Source organism: Pseudoclavibacter chungangensis, from assembly GCF_013410545.1.
Lineage (GTDB): Bacteria > Actinomycetota > Actinomycetes > Actinomycetales > Microbacteriaceae > Pseudoclavibacter > Pseudoclavibacter chungangensis.
Genome location: NZ_JACCFV010000001.1, coordinates 3315563 through 3339364, shown reverse-complemented (window position 1 = coordinate 3339364; position 23802 = coordinate 3315563). Strand labels below are relative to the sequence as shown.

19 protein-coding genes are annotated in these 23802 nt (G+C 71.5%); 12 read left to right on the top strand and 7 right to left on the bottom strand.

The window, feature by feature from the left end:
• Positions 1 to 285: 285 nt before the first annotated feature.
• Complete coding sequence (locus HNR16_RS14755) at positions 286 to 1992, bottom strand: HNH endonuclease signature motif containing protein (RefSeq protein WP_179558282.1); 1707 nt, start codon at positions 1990 to 1992, stop codon at positions 286 to 288.
• A gap of 1020 nt (positions 1993 to 3012) precedes the next feature.
• On the opposite strand from HNR16_RS14755, the gene HNR16_RS14750 reads away from it, so the two are divergent.
• Both HNR16_RS14750 and HNR16_RS14745 read left to right on the top strand, forming a co-directional pair.
• A complete protein-coding gene (locus tag HNR16_RS14750) occupies positions 3013 to 3618 on the top strand; it encodes a TetR/AcrR family transcriptional regulator (protein WP_179558281.1) in 606 nt (201 codons plus the stop codon).
• A gap of 191 nt (positions 3619 to 3809) precedes the next feature.
• Positions 3810 to 5201: an NAD-dependent succinate-semialdehyde dehydrogenase gene (locus HNR16_RS14745; RefSeq protein ID WP_179558280.1), complete on the top strand. Its 1392-nt coding sequence runs from the start codon at positions 3810 to 3812 to the stop codon at positions 5199 to 5201.
• Between the two features lie 36 nt (positions 5202 to 5237).
• Here HNR16_RS14745 and HNR16_RS14740 read toward each other — a convergent pair whose 3' ends face one another.
• Complete coding sequence (locus tag HNR16_RS14740; protein ID WP_158041650.1) at positions 5238 to 5993, bottom strand: DeoR/GlpR family DNA-binding transcription regulator; 756 nt, start codon at positions 5991 to 5993, stop codon at positions 5238 to 5240.
• A gap of 176 nt (positions 5994 to 6169) precedes the next feature.
• Here HNR16_RS14740 and galT point away from each other — a divergent pair, with 176 nt between their 5' ends.
• Genes galT through galE form a run of 3 tightly spaced genes read left to right on the top strand, consistent with a single transcriptional unit; the run spans position 6170 to position 9407 of the window.
• A complete protein-coding gene (gene galT, locus HNR16_RS14735) occupies positions 6170 to 7258 on the top strand; it encodes a galactose-1-phosphate uridylyltransferase (protein WP_158041651.1) in 1089 nt (362 codons plus the stop codon).
• Complete coding sequence (gene galK / locus HNR16_RS14730; RefSeq protein WP_225737958.1) at positions 7255 to 8427, top strand: galactokinase; 1173 nt, start codon at positions 7255 to 7257, stop codon at positions 8425 to 8427. The genes galT and galK overlap by 4 nt, the downstream gene beginning before the upstream one ends.
• A complete protein-coding gene (gene galE, locus HNR16_RS14725; RefSeq protein ID WP_158041652.1) occupies positions 8424 to 9407 on the top strand; it encodes a UDP-glucose 4-epimerase GalE in 984 nt (327 codons plus the stop codon). The genes galK and galE overlap by 4 nt, the downstream gene beginning before the upstream one ends.
• Positions 9408 to 9440: 33 nt before the next feature.
• On the opposite strand, the gene HNR16_RS14720 is transcribed toward galE, so the two are convergent.
• Positions 9441 to 10463 carry a LacI family DNA-binding transcriptional regulator gene (locus HNR16_RS14720; RefSeq protein ID WP_158041653.1) on the bottom strand — a complete coding sequence of 341 codons (1023 nt, stop codon included), beginning with the start codon at positions 10461 to 10463 and terminating at the stop codon, positions 9441 to 9443.
• 121 nt (positions 10464 to 10584) lie between these two features.
• Between HNR16_RS14720 and HNR16_RS14715 the strand changes: the two genes are divergently transcribed.
• The 7 genes from HNR16_RS14715 (at position 10585) to HNR16_RS14685 (ending at position 18489) form a co-directional block, all read left to right on the top strand.
• On the top strand, positions 10585 to 11865 hold the full coding sequence (locus HNR16_RS14715) for an ABC transporter substrate-binding protein (RefSeq protein WP_218868456.1): 1281 nt from the start codon (positions 10585 to 10587) through the stop codon (positions 11863 to 11865).
• A gap of 272 nt (positions 11866 to 12137) precedes the next feature.
• Complete coding sequence (locus HNR16_RS14710; protein ID WP_158041654.1) at positions 12138 to 13100, top strand: carbohydrate ABC transporter permease; 963 nt, start codon at positions 12138 to 12140, stop codon at positions 13098 to 13100.
• Positions 13097 to 13954 (top strand): carbohydrate ABC transporter permease, encoded by an 858-nt coding sequence (locus tag HNR16_RS14705; protein WP_218868455.1) that lies wholly within the window; start codon positions 13097 to 13099, stop codon positions 13952 to 13954. The genes HNR16_RS14710 and HNR16_RS14705 overlap by 4 nt, the downstream gene beginning before the upstream one ends.
• Positions 13951 to 15747: a glycoside hydrolase family 35 protein gene (locus HNR16_RS14700; protein ID WP_158041655.1), complete on the top strand. Its 1797-nt coding sequence runs from the start codon at positions 13951 to 13953 to the stop codon at positions 15745 to 15747. Before HNR16_RS14705 ends, HNR16_RS14700 begins: the two co-directional genes overlap by 4 nt.
• Positions 15748 to 15792: 45 nt before the next feature.
• Positions 15793 to 17172: an FAD-binding oxidoreductase gene (locus tag HNR16_RS14695; RefSeq protein ID WP_158041656.1), complete on the top strand. Its 1380-nt coding sequence runs from the start codon at positions 15793 to 15795 to the stop codon at positions 17170 to 17172.
• Between the two features lie 125 nt (positions 17173 to 17297).
• Positions 17298 to 17708: a DUF6157 family protein gene (locus tag HNR16_RS14690; RefSeq protein WP_158041657.1), complete on the top strand. Its 411-nt coding sequence runs from the start codon at positions 17298 to 17300 to the stop codon at positions 17706 to 17708.
• A gap of 238 nt (positions 17709 to 17946) precedes the next feature.
• Positions 17947 to 18489 (top strand): GNAT family N-acetyltransferase, encoded by a 543-nt coding sequence (locus tag HNR16_RS14685; protein ID WP_158041658.1) that lies wholly within the window; start codon positions 17947 to 17949, stop codon positions 18487 to 18489.
• Between the two features lie 67 nt (positions 18490 to 18556).
• Here HNR16_RS14685 and HNR16_RS14680 read toward each other — a convergent pair whose 3' ends face one another.
• From HNR16_RS14680 to HNR16_RS14665, 4 genes are read right to left on the bottom strand one after another with little or no spacing between them, the layout of a single operon-like run.
• On the bottom strand, positions 18557 to 19810 hold the full coding sequence (locus tag HNR16_RS14680; RefSeq protein WP_158041659.1) for an aminotransferase-like domain-containing protein: 1254 nt from the start codon (positions 19808 to 19810) through the stop codon (positions 18557 to 18559).
• On the bottom strand, positions 19807 to 21618 hold the full coding sequence (locus HNR16_RS14675) for a dipeptide ABC transporter ATP-binding protein (RefSeq protein WP_158041660.1): 1812 nt from the start codon (positions 21616 to 21618) through the stop codon (positions 19807 to 19809). Before HNR16_RS14675 ends, HNR16_RS14680 begins: the two co-directional genes overlap by 4 nt.
• A 44-nt stretch (positions 21619 to 21662) precedes the next feature.
• Positions 21663 to 22598 (bottom strand): ABC transporter permease, encoded by a 936-nt coding sequence (locus tag HNR16_RS14670; RefSeq protein ID WP_158041661.1) that lies wholly within the window; start codon positions 22596 to 22598, stop codon positions 21663 to 21665.
• Positions 22595 to 23647: an ABC transporter permease gene (locus tag HNR16_RS14665; protein ID WP_158041662.1), complete on the bottom strand. Its 1053-nt coding sequence runs from the start codon at positions 23645 to 23647 to the stop codon at positions 22595 to 22597. The genes HNR16_RS14670 and HNR16_RS14665 overlap by 4 nt, the downstream gene beginning before the upstream one ends.
• Between the last annotated feature and the right edge of the window lie 155 nt (positions 23648 to 23802).

Below are 23802 nucleotides of genomic sequence, written 5' to 3'. Positions count from 1 at the left end.
CCGCCGTGGGACTCGGCGACACGCGGGCGCGACCGGCGAGTCGGCTGATGGCGCTCGGGGTGACGTTGCGCGGACTGAAGGCGCGTGTCGGTGGCGCACGGCGAGTGGCCCGGCGGCGGGTGCTTGGCATGACGGCGTGTGGCGCCGTGGCGCGGGGGCTGACGGCCTCCGGACTGGCGATGCGCGGTCTGGCGGCGAAGCGTCGCGGCGAGATCTGACGGCGCGTGGCGCCCGTGTCGTTGCCTCCGGGGTATGTTGCTTTGCCCGGTTCGGGTCTCACTGCGCTCAGAAGGGCGGCGGGTCGTTCTCGGAATCGGCGTCTGCGTGCGCGTTGGTTTCGGTTCTCCTCGGCCGGTGTCCGCGAGGGCCGGCTGGGCGCTCGGCGTTCATATGCCCAACCGTGGACGACTCGAGCGCGGGGTCGAACTCGAACTCGGCTTCCATGCTGGTGCGTGGACGCTCGGTCGCCGGTCGAATGGTGGGCGCGATCGCGTGTTCGGAGGTGTCGAGCGCGCGAACCAGCCCCGCCGGGGCGGCTTGGGTGACGCCTGTTCCGGGTGGACTGTCGAGATCATCGTCGTGGTAGGCCCATGACGGTCTGAACCTCGGCCCGATGGGAACGGGCCGGTCGGAGTAGCGATCGCCGTTCGGCGCGAACCAGATCAACCGTCCCGGCTCGCGTTGTTCGACGCGCCAGCGGGTGGCGTGCTTGAAGGTGTGGTGTCGGCGGCACAGGTGCGCCATGTTCCCCAGCGAGGACGTGCCGCCGTCGGTGACCGCGATGGTGTGGTCGATATCGCACCGCCTGGCGGGGCGCGTGCAGCCAGGGAAGCGGCAGTGCCCGTCCCGCACGCGGAGGAACTCGCGCTGCGCCGCCGTCGGGAAGCGCGTGTCGCTCTCGCGAGCGACGCCCGTGATCGGATCGGTCAGGACCCGCAGGAACGAGGGTGCACGCGCCGCGAGTTCCCGCGCCTGCTCCACCGGAACCGGCACCACGCCGTCCAACAACGCGGGATCATCACCACCATCGAGGAGCGACAGCACGGGCACCGTGATCGCGACGCGCGCGTTGATGCCGCCGGCCGCGCCGTGCGGTGACCCGCACCCGTCGGCGGGGTCGCTGGTGAGGACGAGTTCGCACAGCAGGTCCGCGCGGATCTGATCGTGCGTGCGAGGTTCGTCCGGCCCGGTGAGGGCTTTGGCCTGTTCGGTGAGGCGGTCGAGCATTGCCGCGCCGAGGAGGGTGGGGACGTGTGCTTCGAGTCGGCTCATGCCGTCGTCCTCGTGCACGACCCGCACGCCGCGCTGCTCGCGAGCGATCTTGTGGCGCTCGTCGAGACTCTCCCGCATGAGCGTCTGCGCGGCTCGCCGCGCGCGAGCCCGCAGCCGGGCGGGCGTCTCCCGCGAGGCCCCGTCCACCACCGCTCGTTCGTACGCTTTGCGCGCCTCGTCGTCGGGCAGTCGCCTGCCTTCGGCGAGGATCACGCGAACGTGCGCGAGGGAGAGGTGCCCATCGCGGAGCATTCCTTCCGTGGTGGGGAACGCGTCGCGAAGCATGAGGCTCTCGCCGAGTTCACGCGACACGACCGGCTCGGACCGGCTGGTCGCGAGCGCGAGCTGGGCGGTGCGTTCACGCATCGCCGTCACCACCGCATCATCGCTCCCGGGAAACTCCTCCCGAGCCGAAGCGAGGGTCGCTTCGTGGATGAACGCGAGCAACTCCGCGCGGCGCGCTTCGGCTTTCGCGATGAGCTTGTCCTCGGCGCGGATCGCGTCGAGCGCCAGGTCGAAGGCTTCGTCGTGGGCACCGATGCCGTCGAGATGTTGCAGGTGCATCATGAACGCAACGTGCGGCGCGAGCGTCGCCTGACCACGCGGCCGAGCAGGCGAGTCACCACCAGCCGACGGGCGCGCGTCACCACCGACCGTCGGACGCGAGGTCGCGTCCGGGGCCGGTGCGGCGGCGGTGCCGTCGGGCTCGTGATCGTTCATACCCACACTCCATCACCACCCTCGGACAATCCGACCCGGCCCAGGAACGGAGCCGGAATCGAGAACGGGAACGGGAACGGTGACACCGTGGACCCGGGCAGGTGCGACCGCGAGAGCCCGAGACGGCGCGCATCACCACCGGCCACCGGACGCGGTGTCACGTCCGGGGCCGGTGCGGCGGCAGTGCCGTCGGGCTCGTGATCGTTCATACCCACACCCCATCACCACCCTCGGACAATCCGACCCTGCTCGGGAACGGGCCGGAATCGAGAACGGGAACGGCGACACCGTCGAACCGGCCAGACACGACCACGAGCGACAACCCGCGCCACCGCCGGCCGCCGGACGCGTGGTGGCGCCCGGTGCCGGTGCGGCAGCGGTGCCGTCGGGCTCGTGACCGTTCATACCCACACCCCATCACCACCCTCGGACAATCCGGAGATCCACTGCGACGGGCCCCAGAACGCTGCGAGGATGCCCCGCTGCGTCCGACGAGCCACACAGCAAGCCGGGTTGTTGCTACCCGGCCCGGGGCCGGGTAGCAACAACCCGGCTCTCTCGGCCAGCGGGGAGCGGCGAGCAGTGGGGAAGGGCGAACGAGAAGCTGCGAGCGGCAAGCGGTGTGCGGGACGAGGTGGCGGACGCAGTGGGGTGCGGGGTCGTGCGTCGGCGTGGTGCGGTGAGGGTACGGGGTCGCACCCCGACACAGCGTGAAGTGGGCACATTCCGGGCAGCGCATCCCTTGTTCATGTTCACTCGGGCCGACGCACGGTTGCCTCGCGGCAGTTGCTTCAGGGTGGCGGATTCGCGGCAGTTGCTTCGCGGCAGTTGCCTCGCGGTCATTGCTTCACGGCGGCTGCCCCACGACCGCTGCCGCCCCAGCACAGGTGCCACAGGAGCCCGATCCCACGGCCGCTGCCTCACCGCCGGGCCCGGACATCCGGCCCCGCGCGCATCCCTCCGCATCTCCCGCGTATCCGCTGAATCCGTCGCGCTCGCGTCGGTCTAATGTTGACCGACATGGCAACACGAGGTCGCCCTCGGGCGAACGACATCGACGCCGGCATCCGCCGGGCGGTCGTGGAACTCGTCTCGGCGCGCGGATTCAACGCGGTGACGATCGAAGACGTCGTCCGGGTGGCGGGCACGAACAAACCGGCCTTCTACCGACGCTTCTCGGGCCTCGCCGAGGCGGTCGCGACGCTGCTGACGGAGCGCTACGGGACCGACGAGGACGTCGACACGGGGTCCTTCGCGGGGGATCTGTTGGAGATCCAGCGTCGCCAGGCGACGATGTTCCGCGACGAGTTCGTCGTCGGGGCGCTCGGGTCCGGACTCGAACGCCTGCGCACCGCGCCCGAGGTCGCCCAACCGTTCGTCGACCGCTACCTCGCACCGCGCCGCCGCTTCACCCACGTGCTCCTCGCGCGGGCCGTCGAGCGCGACGAGCTCGACCCGGGCACGGACGCCGACTGGGTCGCCGACGTCCTCACCGGCCCGCTCCTCATGCGTGCCCTCATGCCCGGCCTGCCGCCCATCGACGACGAACTCGTCGACCGCTCGGTCGCCGTCACCCTCGACTCGATCGGCTACCGCGGCGACCGCTCGATGCTCACCGCCCGCTGACCGTCGGGTGCACGCTGCGTCGGAATCCGTCACGTGCAGCTCCTCTGCAACGGGTGGCGTGGGAGGATCGCGCCGGCGGTCGGGGTTCGCTCCGGGCCGGTCGACGACGGCCGTGCCCGCACCCCACGCCGCCCGTCCGCCGCCGCATCACGACATCCAGGCAGGCGCACCACGACAGGAATAGAGGACTCATGCCCTACGCAACCACGAATCCGTACACCGGAGAGGTCGTGCGGACCTTCGACGACGCGACGCCGGAGCAGATCGACGCCGCCATCGAACGGGCCGACGCGACCTTCCAGGAGTGGCGGAACACGAGCCCCGAGGAGCGCGCGGCCGTGCTCCGCGAGGCCGCCCGGCTGCTGCGCGCAGACAAGCGCCGCTACGCCGAGATCCTCACGCTCGAGATGGGCAAGCTCATCGCCGAGGCGGAGGCCGAGGTCGAGCTGTCGGCGAAGATCCTCGAGTACTACGTCGACAAGGGCGCCGAGCTCCTGAAGCCGCGCTACCTGCCGGCGGAGGGCTTCGGCAGTCAGGACGTGCAGCTCGTGAACCAGCCGCTCGGTGTGCTGTTCGCCGTCGAGCCGTGGAACTTCCCCTACTACCAGGTCATCCGCATCACGGCCCCGCAGGTGACCGCGGGAAACACGGTGCTGCTCAAGCACGCCTCGAACGTGCCGCAGTCGGCGCTCGCGATGGAGTCGCTCTTCCGTGAGGCGGGCGCGCCCGAGGGCCTCCTCACGAACCTCTTCGTGCCCCACTCGGCGACCGAGCGCATCATCGGCGACCCGCGCGTGCGCGGCGTCGCGCTCACGGGCAGCGAGCGTGCGGGCGCGGCGATCGCCGCCCTCGCGGCCGAGAACCTCAAGAAGAGCACCCTCGAGCTCGGTGGCGCCGACGCGTTCATCGTGCTCGACGACGCCGACGTGCAGAAGGCGGCCGACTGGGCCGTGTTCGGTCGGCACTGGAACGCCGGCCAGGTGTGCGTGTCGTCGAAGCGCCTCATCGTCGACGACGCCGTGTACGACGACTTCCTCGCCCGCTACCGCGAGGGTGTCGAGGCGCTCAAGGCGGGCGACCCGCTCGACCCGTCGACGACGCTCGCCCCGCTTTCGTCGCAGAAGGCGGCGGACGACCTCGCGGCACAGGTCGTGCGTGCCCGCGAGGAGGGCGTAACGGTCGAGGCGATCGGCTCGCCCGTCCCGGAGCAGGGCGCGTTCTACGTGCCGACGCTCCTGACGGACATCCCCGAGGACGGCGAGACGTTCGTCACCGAGTTCTTCGGCCCCGTCACGCAGCTGTACCGCGCCACGGACGAGGCCGACGCGATCCGCATCGCGAACGCCTCACCGTTCGGGCTCGGCGGCTCGGTGTTCACGAACGACCCCGAGCGCGGCCAGCGCGTCTCGCGCGCGCTCGAAACGGGCATGGTCTACATCAACCAGCCCACGGGCGTGAAGGCCGACATCCCGTTCGGCGGCGTGAAGCACTCGGGCTACGGGCACGAGCTGATCGACCTCGGCATCACCGAGTTCGTCAACCAGAAGGCCGTCGTCGTGAGCGACATCGACGGCTCGTTCTGATCCATCGCGTCGTCCGCGCCGGGAGTGTCGCACCGCTCACCCGGCGCGGACGACGCGCATGATGCGGTCGAGTGCCGCGTCCGACGGGAGCGTCGCGTCGCTCACGAGCACGTCGATCTCGTCGAGTGACGCGAAGCTCGTGAGGCCGCGGGTGCCCCACTTCGACGCGTCGGCGAGCACGACGCCGCTCGTCGCGCGTTCGAGGAAGCGCCGGTCGGTGGCCGCCTCCTGCAGATTCGGGGCCGTGAATCCCGCGGCGGCGTCGAAGCCGTGGCAGCCGAGCACCGCGAGGTCGAGGTGCATGCCCGCGAGGGCCTGATCGGCGACGGGGCCGACGAGCGCGTCGGAGACGGTGCGTGTGCCGCCCGTGAGGACGACGCGCTCGGGCGGCAGCACCGAGAGCGCATCGGCGATCGGGATCGCGTTCGTGACGACGGTGAGGTCGGGCACGTCGGCGATCGCGCGCGCGAACGCGAGTGTCGTCGTGCCGGCGCCGATGCCGAGCACCGCGCCCGGCCGCACGAGTTCGCGTGCGGCTCGCGCGATGCCGTGTTTGCGTCCCGGGTGGAGGACGCGCTTCTCGGCGGGTGTCGGCTCGCGGAGCGGATCGGGTGGCCGGACGCCGCCGCGCACGCGTTCGAGGAGTTGTTCGTCGGCGAGCGACTCGGCGTCGCGTCGCACCGTCATGACGGACACCCCGAGCGCGTCGGCGAGCGCGGGGTAGTCGATCGGGCCCACCTCGAGGACGTGATCGAGGAGGGCCCGGCGACGTTCGTCGGGCAGTTGTGCCATGTGCCCCTCCTCGTGTTCATCCTGTCACGTCCGGCGAGCGGTCGAGCCACAAGGCACACAGAACATCTCAAAAAATCACAGAGTTCACAAAACGCCACAAGTCGGTTAGGCTCCCGATGAGCGATCGGACGACGACGGTGCCGTCGGAGGCACGTCCCGCTCGGAACGGAGAGACCATGACGAGGGTCACGAGAACCCGGATGGCCGACGGCCGCGAGCTCCTCTACTTCGACGAGGACACGAGCCCGGCACGCGAGCCGAGCGTCGACACACGCGAATTGCCCCCACGGCCGGCGACCCCCGAGCTGCGTCAGGACGCGCTCACGGGCGAGTGGATCACGATCGCGACGGCACGGCAGGGGCGCGTGCACCTGCCCGCCGCCGAGTTCGACCCGCTCGCACCCCAGTCAGCGGACAATCCGAGCGAGGTGCCCGACGACTACGAGGTCGCCGTGTTCGAGAACCGCTCGCCGTCCTTCGGCCCCGAGCTCGGCACCCCCGTCCCCGACACGACGGGGATCCACCTCGCCGTCCCCGCGACCGGGCGGTGCGAGGTCGTGTGCTTCGCGCCGGATCGCACCGGCTCCTTCTCCACCCAGACCGTCGCACGGGCCCGCACCGTGATCGACGCGTGGGCACACCGGACCGACGAGCTGCAGCGACTCGAGGGCATCGAGCAGGTGTTCGTCTTCGAGAACCGGGGCGTCGACGTCGGCGTGACGCTCCACCACCCGCACGGTCAGATCTACGCCTACCCGTACGTGACGCCGCGCACGAAGCGCGTCGTCGAGCAGCGCGCGAAGTACGGCGCCGCGCTCCAGGCCGAGGTGCTCGCGGCCGAGCTCGCGGGTCCCCGCGTCGTCGCCGAGACGCCGCACTGGGCGGCGTTCGTGCCGTTCGCGGCCCGCTGGCCGCTCGAGCTGCACGTCATGCCCAAGCGTCAGGTGCCCGATCTCGCGGCGCTCGACGAGGTCGAGCGCGACGAACTCGCGATCCTCTCGATCCGACTCCTCGGCGCCCTCGACCGGCGCTACGACCGCACGATGCCCTACATCGCCGCATGGCATCAGGCACCCGTCCGGCATCGTGACGTGCACCTCACGTGGCAGATCACGAGCCCGCTGCGCGCGGCCGATCGACTCAAGTTCCTCGCCGGCTCGGAGGCCGCGATGGGTGCCTGGGTCGGCGACATCGCGCCGGAGCGGCAGGCCGACGCGCTGCGTGAGGCCCTCGCACGCTTCGACGCCGAACGGCCGCTGCCGTGAGCCCCGACGTGAACGGTGGAGCCGCCGCCGCGCCCGATGACCTCCTCGATCGCTTCGCCGCCCACTTCGGCCGTCCGGCCGACGGCGAGTGGAGCGCGCCCGGTCGCGTCAACCTCGTGGGTGAGCACACCGACTACAACGGGGGCGCCTCGCTCCCGTTCGCGATCGATCGCCGTGCGCGCGTCGCGGTCGCGCTCCGCGGCGACCGCACGGTCCGGGTCGTGTCGACGATCGACGAGCGCCACCACGAGTCGAGCCTCGACACGCTCGCCGAGGCCGCCGGCTGGGCCGCGTACGTGCTCGGCGTGGCCTGGGCCATCGGGCAGGAGCACGCACTCGACGACAAGCCGGGATTCGACCTGCTGCTCGACTCCGCCGTGCCCGTCGGCGTCGGCGTGTCCTCGTCGGCCGCGATCGAGGCGGCCGTGTGCGTCGCCCTCGACGAGCTCTGGGGTCTCGGGCTCGCGCGCGACGAGATGGTGCGGCTGTGCCGTCGTGCCGAGAACGAGGTCGTCGGTGCGCCGACGGGCACGCTCGACCAATCGGCCGTGCTGTTCGCGGAGCCCGATGCCGCGGTCCTCCTCGATTTCGGGACCGGCGCGAGTGAGATCGTGCCGCTCGGGTTCGAGGCGGCCGAGCTCGACGTGCTCGTCGTCGACTCGACCATCGGCCACGACCACGCCGTCGGCGAGTACGGCGAGCGGCGGCGCGAGTGCGAGGCCGCCGCGGCCGCGCTCGGCTCGCCGCTCGGTCGGCTCACGCCGGCGGAGCTCGATCGACGGATCGGCGAGCTCGACCCGCTGCTCGCGCGTCGCGCGCGCCACATCGTGACCGACACGGCGCGCACCTTCGAGGTCGCGCGGATGCTGCGCGCCGGTCGAGCCGACGAGATCGGTCCGCTCCTCACGGCGTCCCACGTCTCACAGCGGGACGATTTCGGCACGTCCGTCCCCGCGATCGACGTCGCGGTCGAGGCCGCGGTCGAGGCGGGCGCGCTCGGTGCCCGGCTCACGGGTGGCGGATTCGGCGGCGCGTCGATCGCGCTCGTGCGGCGCGCCGACGCCGAACGCGTTCGTGACGCCGTCACGCGCGCCGTCACGCAGGCCGGCCACCCCCGGCCGGAGATCTTCACCGCTCGGGCGAGCGGTGGGGCGAGGAGGGAACGATGACCCGCTGGCTCGTCACGGGAGGCGCCGGATACATCGGTGCCCACGTCGCGAACGCCCTGCTCGGCACGGGCCGCGAGGTGACCGTCGTCGACGACCTCTCGACGGGAGCGACGTCGTTCGTGCCCGAGGGTGCACGATTGGTGGAGGGGAGCATCGGCGACGCCGAGGTGCTGCATCGCGCGTTCGCGGATCCCGTCGACGGTGTCGTGCACCTCGCCGGGTTCAAGTTCGCGGGCGTCTCGGTCGCGCGGCCGATGCACACGTACCGGCAGAACGTCTCGGGAACGATCGAGCTGCTCGACGCGATGCACGCCGCGGGCGTGCACCGGCTCGTGTTCTCGTCGAGCGCGGGGGTCTACGGCACGCCGGACGTCGCTCGGGTCACCGAGCAGACGCCGCCCGCGCCCGAGTCGCCGTACGGCGAGAGCAAGCTCGTGGGGGAGTGGCTCATCGCGGATGCGCGGCGCGCCGCGGCGCTCGCGGACGAGCCGTTCTCGGCGGTGTCGCTGCGGTACTTCAACGTCATCGGCTCGGGCGAGCCGACGATCCGCGATCTGAGTCCGCACAACCTCGTGCCGGCGGTGTTCCGCGCGATCCGCGAGGGTCGGCGGCCGCGCATCAACGGCGACGACTTCCCGACGCCGGACGGCACGTGCGTGCGCGACTACGTGCACGTCGCCGACCTCGCGCTCGCACACGTCGCCGCGGCGGCGGCACTCGAGGCGGACGCGCCGCTCGACGACGTCTACAACCTCGGGAGTGGAACGGGCACGTCCGTCCGGGAGCTGCTGACGGCGATCGCCGCGGTCGCCGGTGTTCCGGACGACCCCGAGATCGGTCCCCGCCGGGCGGGCGACCCGGCCTCGATCGTCGCCGACGGCTCGCGCGCCGCGGCCGACCTCGGCTGGGCCATGCGGTGGAGTCTCGAGGACACGATCGCGAGCGCGTGGCGCGCGGAGCGGTTCGCCGACGACGCATAGGGGGTGCCCGGTCGCGCGGGCCGTGCCTGCGGCTCAGGCCGGCCGGCGGGCCGGTGCGGTCGAGGAGCGCACGACGAGTTCGGGCACGGGGTGCTCGCGTTCGTGGACCGGACGGTCCTCGAGGACGTCGATGAGGCGCTCGGCGGCGAGTCGTCCGATCTCGCCGAACGGTTGCCGGACGGTCGTGAGCGAGGGGGCCGCGTAGGCGGCGAGGTCGATGTCGTCGACGCTCACGATCGAGAGGTCCTCGGGAACGCGCCGGCCGTGCTCGTGCATGGCGCGCAGCACGCCGAACGCCATCTCGTCGCTCGCGACGAACAGCGCCGTCACGTCGCGCTCGGTCGCGAGCGCGGTCCCGATGCGGTAGCCCGACTCGGGGCTCCAATCGCCGACGAGCGGCCGGGGCGGCGTGATGTCGCGGGCGCGCAGCGCGACCTCCCAGCCGAGGCGCCGGTCGCGTGACTCGAGCCACTCGTCGGGGCCCTGGAGGTGCACGACGGTGCGGTGCCCGAGCCCGAGCAGGTGCTCCGTGGCGAGTCTGCCGATCGCGACCTGGTCGACGCTCACGGTCGGGATCGCGGGCGCCGACGCGTCGATCGCGACCATCGGGATGCGCGCGGCCCGGGCCGCGAAGTCGCGGTGCTCGGCCCCGACCGGCACCGCGAGGAGGATCCCCTCGGCGCCCTGCGAGGCGACGCGGTCGAGCGTCGCGATGACGCTCTCGGGCGTGAGGTCGGGGGCCGCGGCGGTCGTGACCGAATAGCCCGCGGCGACCGCGGCGGCCTCGACCCCGAGCCCGAGGGCACTCGTGGAGTAGCGCGCGCTCGACACGGTGATGACGCCGAGCTGGCGCGTGCGGCCGGAGGAGAGCGACGCCGCGGCGGCGTGCACGCGGTAGTCGAGCTTCTCGACCGCGTCGAGCACCTTCGCGGCGGTGGCAGCGCGAACATTCGGATGTCCGGCGAGCGTGCGGCTCACGGTTTGCGGCGAGACGCCGGCGAGCCGAGCGACATCGCTCATGTTCGCTGCGGCCTTGTGCTTCTCGGGTCCACGCATATCGAAATGATATCCGCACGAAGCCGTCTCGGATTCGTCTTGCGGTGTCGGAAGGGGCGTGTCATCATCATTGATATCGCTACCATTCTGGTGGCGGCTCGATGGTCAAGGGAGACTCCAGGTGAGAGCCACGCGCATTCTGCAGGCAACATGCATCGCCGCCGCCTCGACGCTCGCGTTCGCGGGCTGCACGAGCGGCACGAGCGGCGACGGTCCGGTCACGATCGAGTTCTCGGGCTGGGCGCCCGGGTACGCCGAGGCCGTCACGGCGTTCAACGCCGCGCACCCCGACATCCAGGTCACGTACACCGAGATCTCGCCCGGTACGAAGGGCGGCTACGAGACGCTGCTCAACGGCGTGACGGCGGGCACCTCAACGTGCCTCGCACAGATCGGGTACGAGTCGCTCACGAGCTTCGTCGCGAAGGACGCGCTGCTCGACGTGAGCGAGTACGCGGACGCCTCGTCCGAGAAGTTCACGCCCGGCTCGTGGGCGGCGGTATCGCTCGACGGCGCCGTCTACGGCGCACCCGTCGACATCGGCCCGGTCGCCCTGTTCTACCGGACCGACGTCTTCGAGGCCGCCGGTGCCCAGGTGCCCACCACGTGGGACGAATACGCGGCGCTCGGTGTGAAGTTGCGCGAGGCGAACCCGAATACCTACCTCACGAGCGACTACCTCGACTACAACTACGCGGGACTCGCGCAGCAGGCCGGTGCCCCGTGGTTCGGCATCGACGGCGACTCGTGGACCGTGTCGATCGACTCCGACGCGAACACGAAGGTCGCCGACTACTGGCAGGGCCTCGTCGACAAGGACCTCATCTTCCCCGCGACCACGTGGGACCCGGCCTGGAACCAGGGCCTCGCGGACGGCTCGATCGCGAGCTACATCGGCCCGGCGTGGATGACGGGCATCCTCAAGGGTGATGCAGCGGACGGTGCCGGCAAGTGGGCCGTGGCGCCCGTGCCGCAGTGGAAGGCGGGCGACGCGGTCGGTGCGAACGTCGGCGGTTCCGCGACGGCCGTGCTGAAGACGTGCGCGAACCCCGAGGCGGCGTGGACGTTCGCCGAGTGGATGTCGACCGACGAGTCGGCGTTCGGTGGGCTCGTCGAGGCGGCGGGCCTCTACCCGGCCGCCGTGGCGCTCGCGGATCTGCCTGCGCTCACCGAGCCCGACGACTACTTCGGCGGCCAGGTGACGGGGGAGGTCTTCGCGGCCGAGGCCAAGACGGTGCCCGACACGTGGGTGTGGGGCCCGAACATGCCCGCGACCGTCACGGCGCTGAACGACGGCCTGAGCGGCGCATGGCACGGCACCGGGACGCTCAGCGAGGCGCTCACGAAGGCCCAGGATGCGACCGTGTCGACCCTCACGGGTGACGGACTGAGCGTCAAGTAGTCCCCTGGGGCCGCGCGGGGCGGCGACGAGCCGCCGTCGCCCCGCGCCGTCGCCCGCCGACTCGACGGCTCCGCGCCCGGCGGAGGCGGCTCGCGGGACGGACGGCAATGGCGCCCCGCGGGTGCCCGGTGGACTCGGCTCGCGCCATGTGCGGCCGTGGTGCCGCGCCCCCGTACCGAACCGGTGTGCACGCTCGAGCGTCCGGACGATGTGCCCGCGCACGAGTTGAACGACGTGAACGACGTGAACGACCTGAACGACGAGGAGAGACGATGACCGACACCGTGTCCCGGCAACGCGCCGATACGGGCGGCGCCGACGACGGGTCGCACCGGCGACGGGGCCGCGAGGCGGGCCACGCGCGCACCGCCTGGCTGTTCCTCGCCCCCTTCGGCCTGCTCTTCCTCACGATGTACGCCGCTCCCATGCTGTTCGCGCTGTGGCAGAGCCTCTTCGTCGAGCGGCGCAGCGGCCTCGGCCTCGGCCCCGCGACGTCGACATTCGATCCGCTCGGCAACTACGTCCGCGCATTCAGCGAGGGCGACTTCGTCGGCAGCCTCCTGCGCGTGCTCGCGTTCGGCGTCGTGCAGGTGCCGTTCATGCTGCTCCTCGCGCTGTTCCTCGCCCTGCTCATCGACGCGAAGTCGGCACGCCTCAAGAGCTTCTTCCGGCTCGCGGCGTTCATGCCCTATGCGGTGCCGGGCGTCGTCGCCGCCATCATGTGGGCTTTCCTCTACACGCCCCTGTCGAGTCCGATCCTGCAGGGGATCCAGGAGGCGACGGGCTGGCAGGTGCCGATCTTCGCCGACACGACGACGTCGCTCGCCGCGGTCGCGAACGTCGTGACCTGGTCGTGGGCCGGGTACAACATGATCATCATCTACTCGGCGCTGCAGACGATCCCGGAGGAGCTCATCGAGGCCGCCGAACTCGACGGCGCCGGGCCGTGGAAGATCGCCCTCCGCATCAAAGTGCCGATGGTGCGCCCGGCGCTCATCATGACGTGCCTGTTCTCGATCATCGGGTCCGCCCAGCTCTACAACGAACCGCGCGTGCTGCAGCGCGTGTCGCAGGGCGCGATCGGGTCCGAGTTCACCCCCATCATGGCGGCGCAATCGAGCCTCGCCGCCGGGAACTACCCGCTCGCGGCCGCGCAATCGGTCGCGCTCGCCCTCCTGGTCGGCGTGCTGTCGTTCGTCTTCCTCCGGATCTCGCAGCGAGGAGACCGATCGTGAGCGACACCTCGCGGCCGTACCGCACCCACAACCTGCTCGTCACGAACCTCCTGCTGGGCATCTCGGCCCTGTACTTCCTCGTCCCGATCTGGTGGCTCGTCGTCACCGTCACGCGCGAACCGGGCCGCACGTTCTCGGGCAACGGGCTCTGGTTCGACGGCTTCGGGCTGTTCGAGAACATCGCGCTCGTGTTCGCCGAGAAGGACGGCATCTTCGGCGTCTGGCTGCTCAACTCGGTGCTCTATGCGCTCGTCGCGGGCGCGGTCGGCACGCTCCTGTCGGCGCTCGCCGGGTTCGCGCTCGCGAAGTACCGGTTCTCGGGCCGCGAGGTCGTGTTCGGTGTGATCCTCACGGCCGTGCTCATCCCGAAGGTGCTGTTCACGCTGCCGCTGTTCCTCATGTTCAACGCGCTCGGCATGCTCGACGGGCCCCTCAACCCGCTCACGTTCCTGCTGCCGAGCATCGTGAGCCCGTTCGGTGTGTACCTCGCACGCGTGTTCGCGGCGCAATCGGTGCCGGACGAGGTCATCGAGGCCGCGCGGCTCGATGGGGCGGGCGAGTTCAAGATCTTCTTCCGTATGAGCATGCCCATGATGAGTCCGGCTCTCGTGACGATCTTCCTGTTCCAGTTCGTCGAGGTGTGGAACAACTTCCTGCTCCCGAGCCAGCTCATCACGAACCGCTGGTTCCAGACGGTCTCCGTCGGGCTCGTCACGTGGTCGGACTCGAACGGACAGGTGCCGGCCGGGACGGTCATCACGGCCGCGTTCATCTCGACGATCCCGCTCGTCGTCGCGTTCCTCTGCCTGCAGCGCTTCTGGCGCGCGGGCCTCACCGCGGGAGCCGTGAAGTGAGCGACGACACGGGGCCGGGCGTGCTCACGATCGGTGACGGCGAGTTCCTGCGCGACGGTCGGCCGCACCGCATCGTGTCCGGTGCGCTGCACTACTTCCGCGTGCACGAGGAGCAGTGGGCGGATCGCATCGCGCGGCTCGTCGCGCTCGGCGTGAACACGCTCGACACGTACGTCGCGTGGAACGCGCACGAGCGCACGGAGGGCGACGTCGACTTCACGGGCCGCAGCGACCTCGGCCGCTTCCTCGACCTCGCGGCCGACGCGGGGCTCGACATCGTCGTTCGGCCGGGGCCGTACATCTGCGCCGAGTGGAACAACGGGGGGCTGCCCGCGTGGCTCACGCACCGCGTGCAGCAGCCCCGCAGCACCGAGGCGGCGTATCTCGAGGCGACCGAGCGGTGGTTCGACCGGCTGTTGCCGATCGTCGCGGAACGGCAGGCGACGCGCGGCGGTCGCGTCGTCGCGGTACAGGTCGAGAACGAGTACGGCAGCTACGGCGACGAGGCGGCGTTCCTGCGCTGGAACGTCGACGCGCTGCGCTCGCGGGGGATCGACACGCTCCTGTTCACGGCCGACGGTCCGACCGATCTCATGCTCGACGGCGGCACGATCGACGGCGTCATGGCGGCCGCGACGCTCGGCTCACGCGCGGCGGAGGCGGAGCGCCTGCTGCGGGCGAGGCGAGCGGGAGAGCCGTTCTTCGTGGCCGAGTTCTGGTGCGGCTGGTTCGATCACCGCGGGGAACGCCACCACCGGCGCACGCCGGATTCGGCGGCGGCCGAGCTCGACGCGATCCTCGAGCGCGGCTCCGTGAGCATGTACATGGCGCACGGCGGCACGAACTTCGGGCTCGACGCGGGGGCGAACTTCGACGTCGTCGTGCAGCCGACCGTCACGAGCTACGACTACGACGCACCGATCGGCGAGGACGGCACGACAGGCGAGAAGTTCGCTGCGATGCGCGAGGTCATCCTGCGCCACCGCGGCATCGAGGCGCCACCGTTGCCGCCCGCGCCGCGCTTCGTCGCGCCGCAGCGCGTCGCGCTCCGGCGGCTCGGCGGGCTCGACCGCTTGCACCGCTCGGCGGTCGTCGACGACGTGCGGCCCCGCTCGTTCGAGTCGCTCGGACTCGACGCCGGTCTCGTGCGCTACACCGCGACGACCGTCCTTCCCGAGGGCGCGACGCCCCTCGTGATCGAGGGGCTCCGGGACCGTGCGACCGTGCGGATCGACGGCGCGATGATCGAGACGGTCGAGCGCGGCGACGGCGCACCCGTCGAGCTCACGGTGCACGGCGAGGGGCGTGCGGTGACGCTGGAACTGCTCGTCCGCCACCTCGGACGCATCAACTACGGTGGCCGGCTCGGGGAGTCGAAGGGGGTGGGGATCGTGTGCGTCGAGCGGCGCCGTGTGCTCGGGTGGCGACACGAGGTGGTGCGGCTCGACACGCTCGAGCACGACGAGGCGGAGGTTCCGCCCTCGGACGGAGCGCCGGGAGCGGACGGGACCCCCGGTGCGTTCGAGGCGACGGTCGAGCTCGACGAGCGCGCCGATGCGTGGCTCGGCGTCGAGGGCGCCGTGGAGGCGTTCGTGTGGGTCAACGGGTTCGCGCTCGGCAGGCTGTGGGCCGAGGGGCCGCAGGTCACCCTCTACGTTCCCGCGCCCGTGCTGCGGCCCGGGGCGAACACGGTTCGAGTGCTCGATCTCGAGGGGGCGCCCGTCGCCGTCACGCTCGGGCCGGATGCCGATCTCGGGGAGGTCGACTTCTACGGCGTCGAGGACGTCGGCTGACCGGCACCCCCGAGCAGGGGGTGTGGGCGGCGTTACCCTCACAGCATGAGGGCAGCGCACGACGACGTGATCGAACGACTCCGACTGGCGGTTCCGGGGCGGGTGGTGACCGACGCGGACGTGCTGGAATCGGCGCGAACCGACCGCTCCGGCACGTTCGCGTCGGGGCGTCCGATCGCGGTCGTGTACGCCGAGTCGATCGAGGACGTGCAGGCCGTGTGCCGCATCGCGGACGAGACCGACACGCCCCTCGTGACGCGCGGGGCGGGCACTGGGCTCGCGGGCGGCGCGATCGCGGGCGACGGCGAGATCGCGCTGTCGACCGAGCGGATGTGCCGCGTGCTCGAGATCTCGGCCGAGAACCAGCTCTGCGTCGTTGAACCGGGCATCCTCAACGGGGACCTCAATCGGCAGCTCGCGGAGCGCGGCCTGTGGTGGCCGCCCGACCCGGCGTCGAAGGACATCTCGACCGTGGGCGGGAACATCGCCTCGAACGCGGGCGGCCTGTTGTGCGCGAAGTACGGCGTGACGCGCGAGGCGGTGCTCGCCCTCAAGGTCGTGCTCGTCGACGGCACGCTGCTCGAGGTCGGCCATCGCACCGTGAAGGGCGTGACGGGGTACGACCTGTGCGCGCTCATGATCGGCTCGGAGGGCACGCTCGGGATCGTCGTCGAGGCGACGCTCAAACTGCGCCCCGCCGTGATGGGCGTCGTGCCGACGATCGGCGCGTACTTCGATTCGATCGCCGATGCGGTCGCCGCCGTGGCTGCCGTGACGGCGGCGGGACTGCAGCCGGCGATCATGGAGCTCATGGACCGCAGCATGCTCGAGGCCGTTGCCGCGCACACGGGCCTCGACCTCGCATCGGCCGGGACCGCGTACCTGCTCGTGCAGACGGACGGCCCGAACGCGCTCGCGGAGGCACAGGCGGTGCTCGTCGAGGTGCAGGCGGCGGGCGGCCGGGCCGAGATCACGACCGACCCCGACGCGGCTGCGTCCATGGTGGACGTGCGCCGGCAGGGGCTGCCGGCGATGGAGGCGTTGGGGGCGCTGCTCATCGAGGACGTCGCGGTACCGCGCGACCGGATGGCCGAGATGTACGCGCGCATCGAGGAGATCGCGGAGCGCTACGACGTGCTCATCCCGACCCCGGCACACGCGGGAGACGGGAACCTGCACCCGACGTTCGTGTTCGAGGGCTCGACGAGCGACGTGCCCGATCGCATCTGGGACGCGGCCCGCGAACTGTTCCGGGCGGGGCTCGAGCTCGGCGGCACGCTCACGGGCGAGCACGGGGTCGGCGTGCTCAAGCGCGCGTTCCTCGGCGACGAGCTCGGTGACGCGCAGTACGAGATCCAGAAGCGCATCAAGGCCGTGTTCGACCCGAAGGGACTCCTGAACCCGGGCAAGGTCTTCGGGAGCTGAACGACGGGGCGCTCGCCGCGGCCGACAGGCGTCCCGGGCGCAGTCGGCCACGCTGAGCCCCGTCGGCGGTCCGACTGTCGAGTTCCTCCTAGCGTTTCGTCCGCCGACTCGCGCAAAGTGGGCCGATGGGAAGCACGAACTACTCCTCGACCTTCATCCGTGTCGCCACCGACTGTCCAGTCGAGTCGGGGGAGGAGCCACCGACGCGCGGTGCGGCTCCGAGCGTCGCCGCACTCCAGTACGAGCTCGCGAGTCGACGGCCGTACGTCCTCACGAGCGACGACCTCCTCTTCGAGGTCCACGCGATCCGTCGCGCAATCCCCGCCGACGCGCGCGCCGCCGAACGGGACGCGTTCTTCGCGAAGTCACAGGCCTGCCTGCGCGCGTCACCGCTCGCCAAACGCTACGGCTGGGGCATCCACCACGACGCCGACGGCCACATCGCGCTCGTCCCGCTCGGAACCGACGAGTACCGCGTGCTTGCCGACGACCCCACCCTCACCCAACTCACTGCCATGCGCTCCAAGCGCGCATGACGACACGTGTCCGGTGGACACGGCCGCGACCGGTCCATGGGGGAGACCATCTTCACTTCGGGAAGCGTCGACGTCCAGCGTCGAACGCCGACGAGTGGGCCCGTCCAACGCAACCGTCACTATTGCGTCGTCTGACGGAGCGTTGCCCGCCGTGACGGACCCGATGGCCCCAACCCCGGTTCGCCTGTGATCGTTGGACGATCCGGGAGATGCCGGTGCGAGACGGAGAGGTGCGGCGATGGCGACGACGGAGCAGCGATCCGGAACCCGTGCGGCCCCGAGCGGGCGTCTCGTGCGCGTCGCGTGGGACGACGAACGCGCCGTCCGACTCCGCAGCGAGATGGACGACGAGCTCCGCATCCGCTACGCCGGGCGCGAGCGCACGATGTCCGAGGCCGAACGTATCGCGCGGACCTCGGGCCTGCTCGTCGTCGATCCGGCCACGCTCGTCACGACGCTCCTCGCGGTCGACGAGGCGGATGAGCCCGTCGCCCACCTCGCACTGCGCCGCCTCACGGGCGCCCTCGCCGACTCGATCGAGATCAAGCGCCTCTTCATCCGCCGCACCTCGCGCGGCACGGGCCTCTCCGTCCGCCTCATGCGCGAGGCCGAGCACATCGCCCGCGGCGAGGGGGCGCGACGCATCGTCCTGCAGACCGGCAACCGCCAGCCCGACGCCGTCGCGCTCTACGAGAAGCTCGGCTATACGCGCATCCCCCTCTACCCGCCGTACCTCGACCTCCCGAACTCGCACTGCTTCGAGCTGCCACTCGCGGCGTGAACGCGATCAGGGGGACCGTTTCGAACGGTCCCCCTGTTCGGATCGCGCCTGATCGGCTCGTGCGAGCTCAGGCCTGGCGCGCGAGCGCCCGTGCGAGCCGCACCGCCGCCTCGTCCAGCCGCTCGACCGAGGTGTCGCCGCACGAGAGCCGCAGGTGCCGCTCGGCACCGTTCCCGGTGCCCGAGGCGAAGAACGACCCGCGCTGGTACTCGACGCCCTCCGCACTCGCGTCCGCCGCGAGTCGATCCGCATCCACGGCGTCGTCGACGAGCCGCGGCCACAGGAAGAAGCCGCCATCGGGCACGCGCACCTCGAATGCGCCCGGCGCCTCGCGTTCGAGCGCCGTCGCGAGCCCCTCCGCGCGCGAGCGGTACAGCTCGCGCGCGACCCCGAGCGTGCGATCGAAGAGGCCCTCGTCGCTCGTCAGCAGTTCCGCGATCGCCGATTGCACGAACAGCGACGTGTGCGAGTCCTGCCGACTCCGCAGCGCGACGACGTCCCTCGTGAACCGCTCCGGCAGCACGAGCCACCCGAGCCGCAGGCCTGGCCCGAGCGTCTTCGTGAACGTGTTGATGTGGATGACGTGATCGGACTCGTTGAACACCGCATCGTCCTGCGGCTCGCCCGCGAACCGCAGCTCGCGATACGGATTGTCGGCGAACACGACGAAGTCGTGCTGCTCGGCGAGTTCCACGAGCCGTCGCCTCGCCGCCGTCGGCAGCGTGCCCTGCGACGGGTTGTGGAAGTCGGGCACCGTGTAGAGCCCGCTCGGTCGCGCGCCGTCGGCGAGCCGCGCCTCGAGTGCGTCGATGTCGAGGCCCTCGGCACCGACCGGGACGGGCAGCGGGACGCCCGCCGAGAGCTCCAGGCCGCGCAGGAACAGCGGGAAGATCGGGTCGTCGACCGCGACCGTGCCGCCGCGCTCGACGACCGCCTGGATCGCGAGCGACAGGCCGTGGAAGCCGCCGTTCGTGATGACGATGCGTCCGACGTCGACCCCCTCGCGCGCCGCGATCCACTCCCGCAGGAGCGGCAGTCCCTCGGTGCGGCCGTACTGCAACGCGGGAACCCCCGGCACCGCGAGTACGCGTGCGGTCGCCTCCGCGAGCTCCCGCGTGGGCAGCACCGCCGGGTCGGGGATGCCGCCGAGCAGTTCGATCGCGTCCGCGCGGCGTTCCCGCAGTGTCGCATCGCCGAACCCCTTCGGGGCCGACAGGCCGCGGATGAGCGCGGGACGCGCGTCGGTGTCGCCGCCGTCGGACGCGGTCGGGTCGGTCGTCGGTGTCGTGCTCGGTGCCGCGGTGTGCAGTGTCGAGGTCATGCGCGTGCCTTTCCGTGCGTGCGGTCTGAGGAGGTCGTGTGGCCCGTGGGTGTCGTGTGGTCGGTGGAGCTCGTGTGTGCGAGTTCGGGCTCGCCGACGGGGACGGCGCGGGCCTCGGTCGCCGCGGCACGCACGAGCGACGCCTCCGGCGACGGGATCGCCGCGATGAGTGCGCGCGTGTAGTCCTGCTCGGGGTGCGAGAGCACGCGCTCGACCGGCCCCTCCTCGATGACGCGTCCGGCGCGCAGCACCGAGACCGTGTCGGCGATCTGTCGCACGAGCGCGAGGTCGTGCGACACGAACAGGTACGTGAGCCCGAGCTCGGTCTGCAGGTTCGCGAGCACGTCGAAGATGTCGGCCTGCACGCTCACGTCGAGTGCCGAGGTCGGCTCGTCGAGCACCGCGATGCGCGGGTGCAGCACGAGCGCGCGAGCGATCGCGACGCGCTGTCGCCGCCCGCCGCTGAGTGCCGCGGGTCGGCGGGATCGCAGCGCCTCGGCGAGCCCGACCGCGTCGAGCGCCTCGGCGACGCGGGCCCGACGCTCGGCCCGGCTCCCGACGCGGTAGCGGTCGAGCGGTTCGCGCACGATGCGCTCCACCCGCCAGGTGGGATCGAGCGACGTGAACGGGTTCTGGTACACGAGCTGCAATTGCCGGCGCACGTCGCGGAGATCCGCGTCGCCGCGGCCGTCGACCCGCTCGCCGTCGATGCGGATCTCGCCCTCGTCGGCCGACTCGAGCCCGAGCAGCACGCGGATCGCCGTCGTCTTGCCCGAGCCCGACTCGCCCACGAGCGCGTGCGTCGTTCCCGCCGCGACCCGGAACGACACGTCCTCGAGGGCCGGCGGTACGTCCGGGTCGTCGGAGAATCGCTTCGTCACGCCGGACACCTCGATCCGGGGCACGTCGGGCCGGGCGGTCTCGCGCTCGGCCGTCTCGTCTCCCGCCGCCGCGGCGTCGGCCGCGACCCGCTCGCGCACGACGGCACGTCGGCTCGCGTACTGCTCCGGATTGAGCGCGGGCGCGTCGGCCTGCAGACGTCGCGTGTAGTCCGAGCGCGGATTCGCGAACACCTCCGCAGTCCGGCCCGCCTCCTGTACGCGCCCGTCCTTCAGGACGACGACCTCGTCCGTCCGCTCCGCAGCGATCGCGAGATCGTGCGTGATGAGCAGCAGACCGAGGCCGAGCGTGTCGCGGAGCTCCGAGAGCAGGTCGAGGATGCGGCGCTGGATCGTCACGTCGAGCGCGCTCGTCGGCTCGTCCGCGACGAGCAGCGCGGGCGAGGGCAGCACGGCGAGCCCGATGAGTGCCCGCTGCAGCATGCCGCCCGACAGCTCGTGCGGGTAGGCGCGGTACACGCGATCCGGATCGGGCAGCCCGACCCGTTCGAACACGTCGAGGATGCGCTCGCGGCGCGCCTCGTGATCCGGTTCGTCGAGCAGCGCCGCCGCCTCGAGCGCCTGCGCGCCGATCGTGCGCACGGGGTTGAACGAGTTCGCCGGGTCCTGCGGCACGAAGCCGATGCGGCGTCCGCGCAGTGGCCGGAACCGCGACTCGGGCACGCCGAGCACGTCGGCGCCCTCGAGCTCGACGGTGCCCTGCGCACTGGCCCCGGCACGCGGCAGCAGCCGCAGCACGGCGCGCGCGATCGTCGACTTGCCGGAGCCGGATTCGCCGATGAGCGCGAGGCTCTCGCCCGCGCGCAGCGAGAAGCCCACGTCGTGCACGACCTGCGTGCGGCCGTAGGCGACGCGCAATGAGTCGACGCGCAGCAGCGGGGCGGCGGGGGTGGTGGTCGTGGTGCTCATGGTCGCCTTCCGATCGTGGTTCGGCGGATTCGTTCGGTCGGTGGTCAGGAGGTCTTGCGCAGCCAGCGGCTGATGCGGTTGACGGACAGCACGGTGACGATCGTCACGACGGCGGGCCAGAACACGAGCCACGGGGCCGTGAGGTAGTCCTTGCCGTTCGAGATGAGCAGGCCCCAATCGGATGCGGGCGGCGGGTCGCCGTAGCCGAGGAACGCGAGCCCGGCGATCACGAGGATCGAGAGTCCGAACTGCAGCACGGCGAGCGTCAGCACCGAGCGCGACGCGTTCGGCAGCACGTGGAGCACGAGAATGTGCCAGCGCGAGCCGCCGACGAGGTGCGAGGCCTCGACGAACACCGAACGGCGCGTCTTCATCACCTCGGAGCGCATCACGCGCGCGAACACGGCGACGGCGGAGATGCCGGTCGCGATCGCCGCGTTCACGGTCTGGAACCCGAGTGAGCTCACGACGATGACGGCGAGCAGGAAGCTCGGGATCGCGAGCAGCACGTCGACGACGCGCGAGAGCACCGTGTCGCTCCAGCGGCCGAGGAACCCGGCGAGCAGCCCGATCGCGCCACCGACGACGACCCCGATCCCGACCGCGATGAGGGCGCTCGTGACCGACGAGCCTGTGCCGTGGATCACGCGCGACAGCACGTCGCGGCCGATGTGGTCGGTGCCGAACAAGTGCGCGGCGCTCGGCGCCTGCAACTTGTCGGCCGGGACGCCCTCGATGGGGCTGTACGCCGTGAACCAGCCGGGGACGAGCGACCACGCGAGCACGACGAGCAGCACCGCGAACGAGAGGAGCACGGTCGGTGGCACGTCGACGACGACGCGGCGCAGCGCGTCGAGGACGCGGCCGCCCGGGGTGGGGCCGGTGCTCGTGCGGGACCCACCGGTCGTGCCGGTGGAGGTCGACCGGATCGGCGCGGTCTTCGCGGCGTCCGTCGTGGGACGGGGTGTGGTGGCGGTCATTCTGGCCTCGCGGTGGTCGTGATGGCGGTGAGGGGCGTCTTCGCGACGTCCGGGGCGGTGGTCGCGGCCGCGGGGTCCGCCACCGCGGGCACGCGCTTCACGCGCGCGCCCTCGATGCGCACCCGCGGGTCGAGCAGCGGGTAGCTGAGGTCGGCGAGCAGGTTCGCGACGACGAACACGACGGCCGCGAGCGACACGACGGCCTGCAGCACCGGGAGGTCCTGCGAGCTCACGGCCCGCTGAACGACGCTGCCGACGCCGGTACGGCCGAAGACGGTCTCGGTGATGAGCGAGCCGCCGAGCAACTCGCCGATCGTGAGCGCGATGACCGTGACGACCGGCAGCGACGCCGGCTTCACGAGGTGCGCCGCGAACAGCCGCGTGCGGCCGAGTCCGCGCGAACGGGCGACCGCCGCGTAGTCCTGCGACGACTCGTGGTCGAGTCCCGCGATGAGCACCTCGGCGATCTGCGCCGAGACGGGGATGCCGAGCGCGACCGCCGCGAAGAACGTACCCCACGGGCTCTCCGGGTCGATGATGCGGAACAGCCCGAGACCGAACGCGAAGACGTGGATGAGCAGGAGGCCGATGACGAAGTTCGGCACCGAGAGGAACAGCGACGGGAACGCGCGCAGCACGCCCTGCCCGTACTTCGGGGGCAGCACCTGCGTGCCGTAGGCGATGAGCGAGGCGAGCACGATCGCGACCGCGAGCGCGCTCGTCGCGAGCACGAGCGTCGACGGCAGTGCTTCGCCGATGATCTGCGCGACGGGCAGGTTCGAGCGCAGCGAGATGCCGAAGTCACCGACGAGGAAGCGGGAGAGCGACGTCCACAGCTGCACCACGAGCGGTTGGTCGAGTCCGTAGTAGGCGATGATGCGCTGGATCTCGTCCTCGCTGAACCCGTTGTCGGGGTTGCGGAGCGTCGAGGTGACGGGGTCGCCCGGCAGCACGCTGATGACGACGAAGGTGAAGACGTAGGCGAGCAGCACGACGACGATCGCCTGCAGGGCCCGCCTGGCGGCGAAGGCGAGGTAGCTCCGGTTCATGTCTGCTCCGGTCGGTCGGTCGATTGCGGGTGGGTGGTGTCGTGGAGGCGGGGCGTGGGTGGGGTGGTGCGTGGGTGACGACGTGGTCGGTCGTGCGTGTCGGGCGGCGCGGGCCGCCCGCGTGCGGGGCGCGACCGCGATGGTCGCGCCCCGCA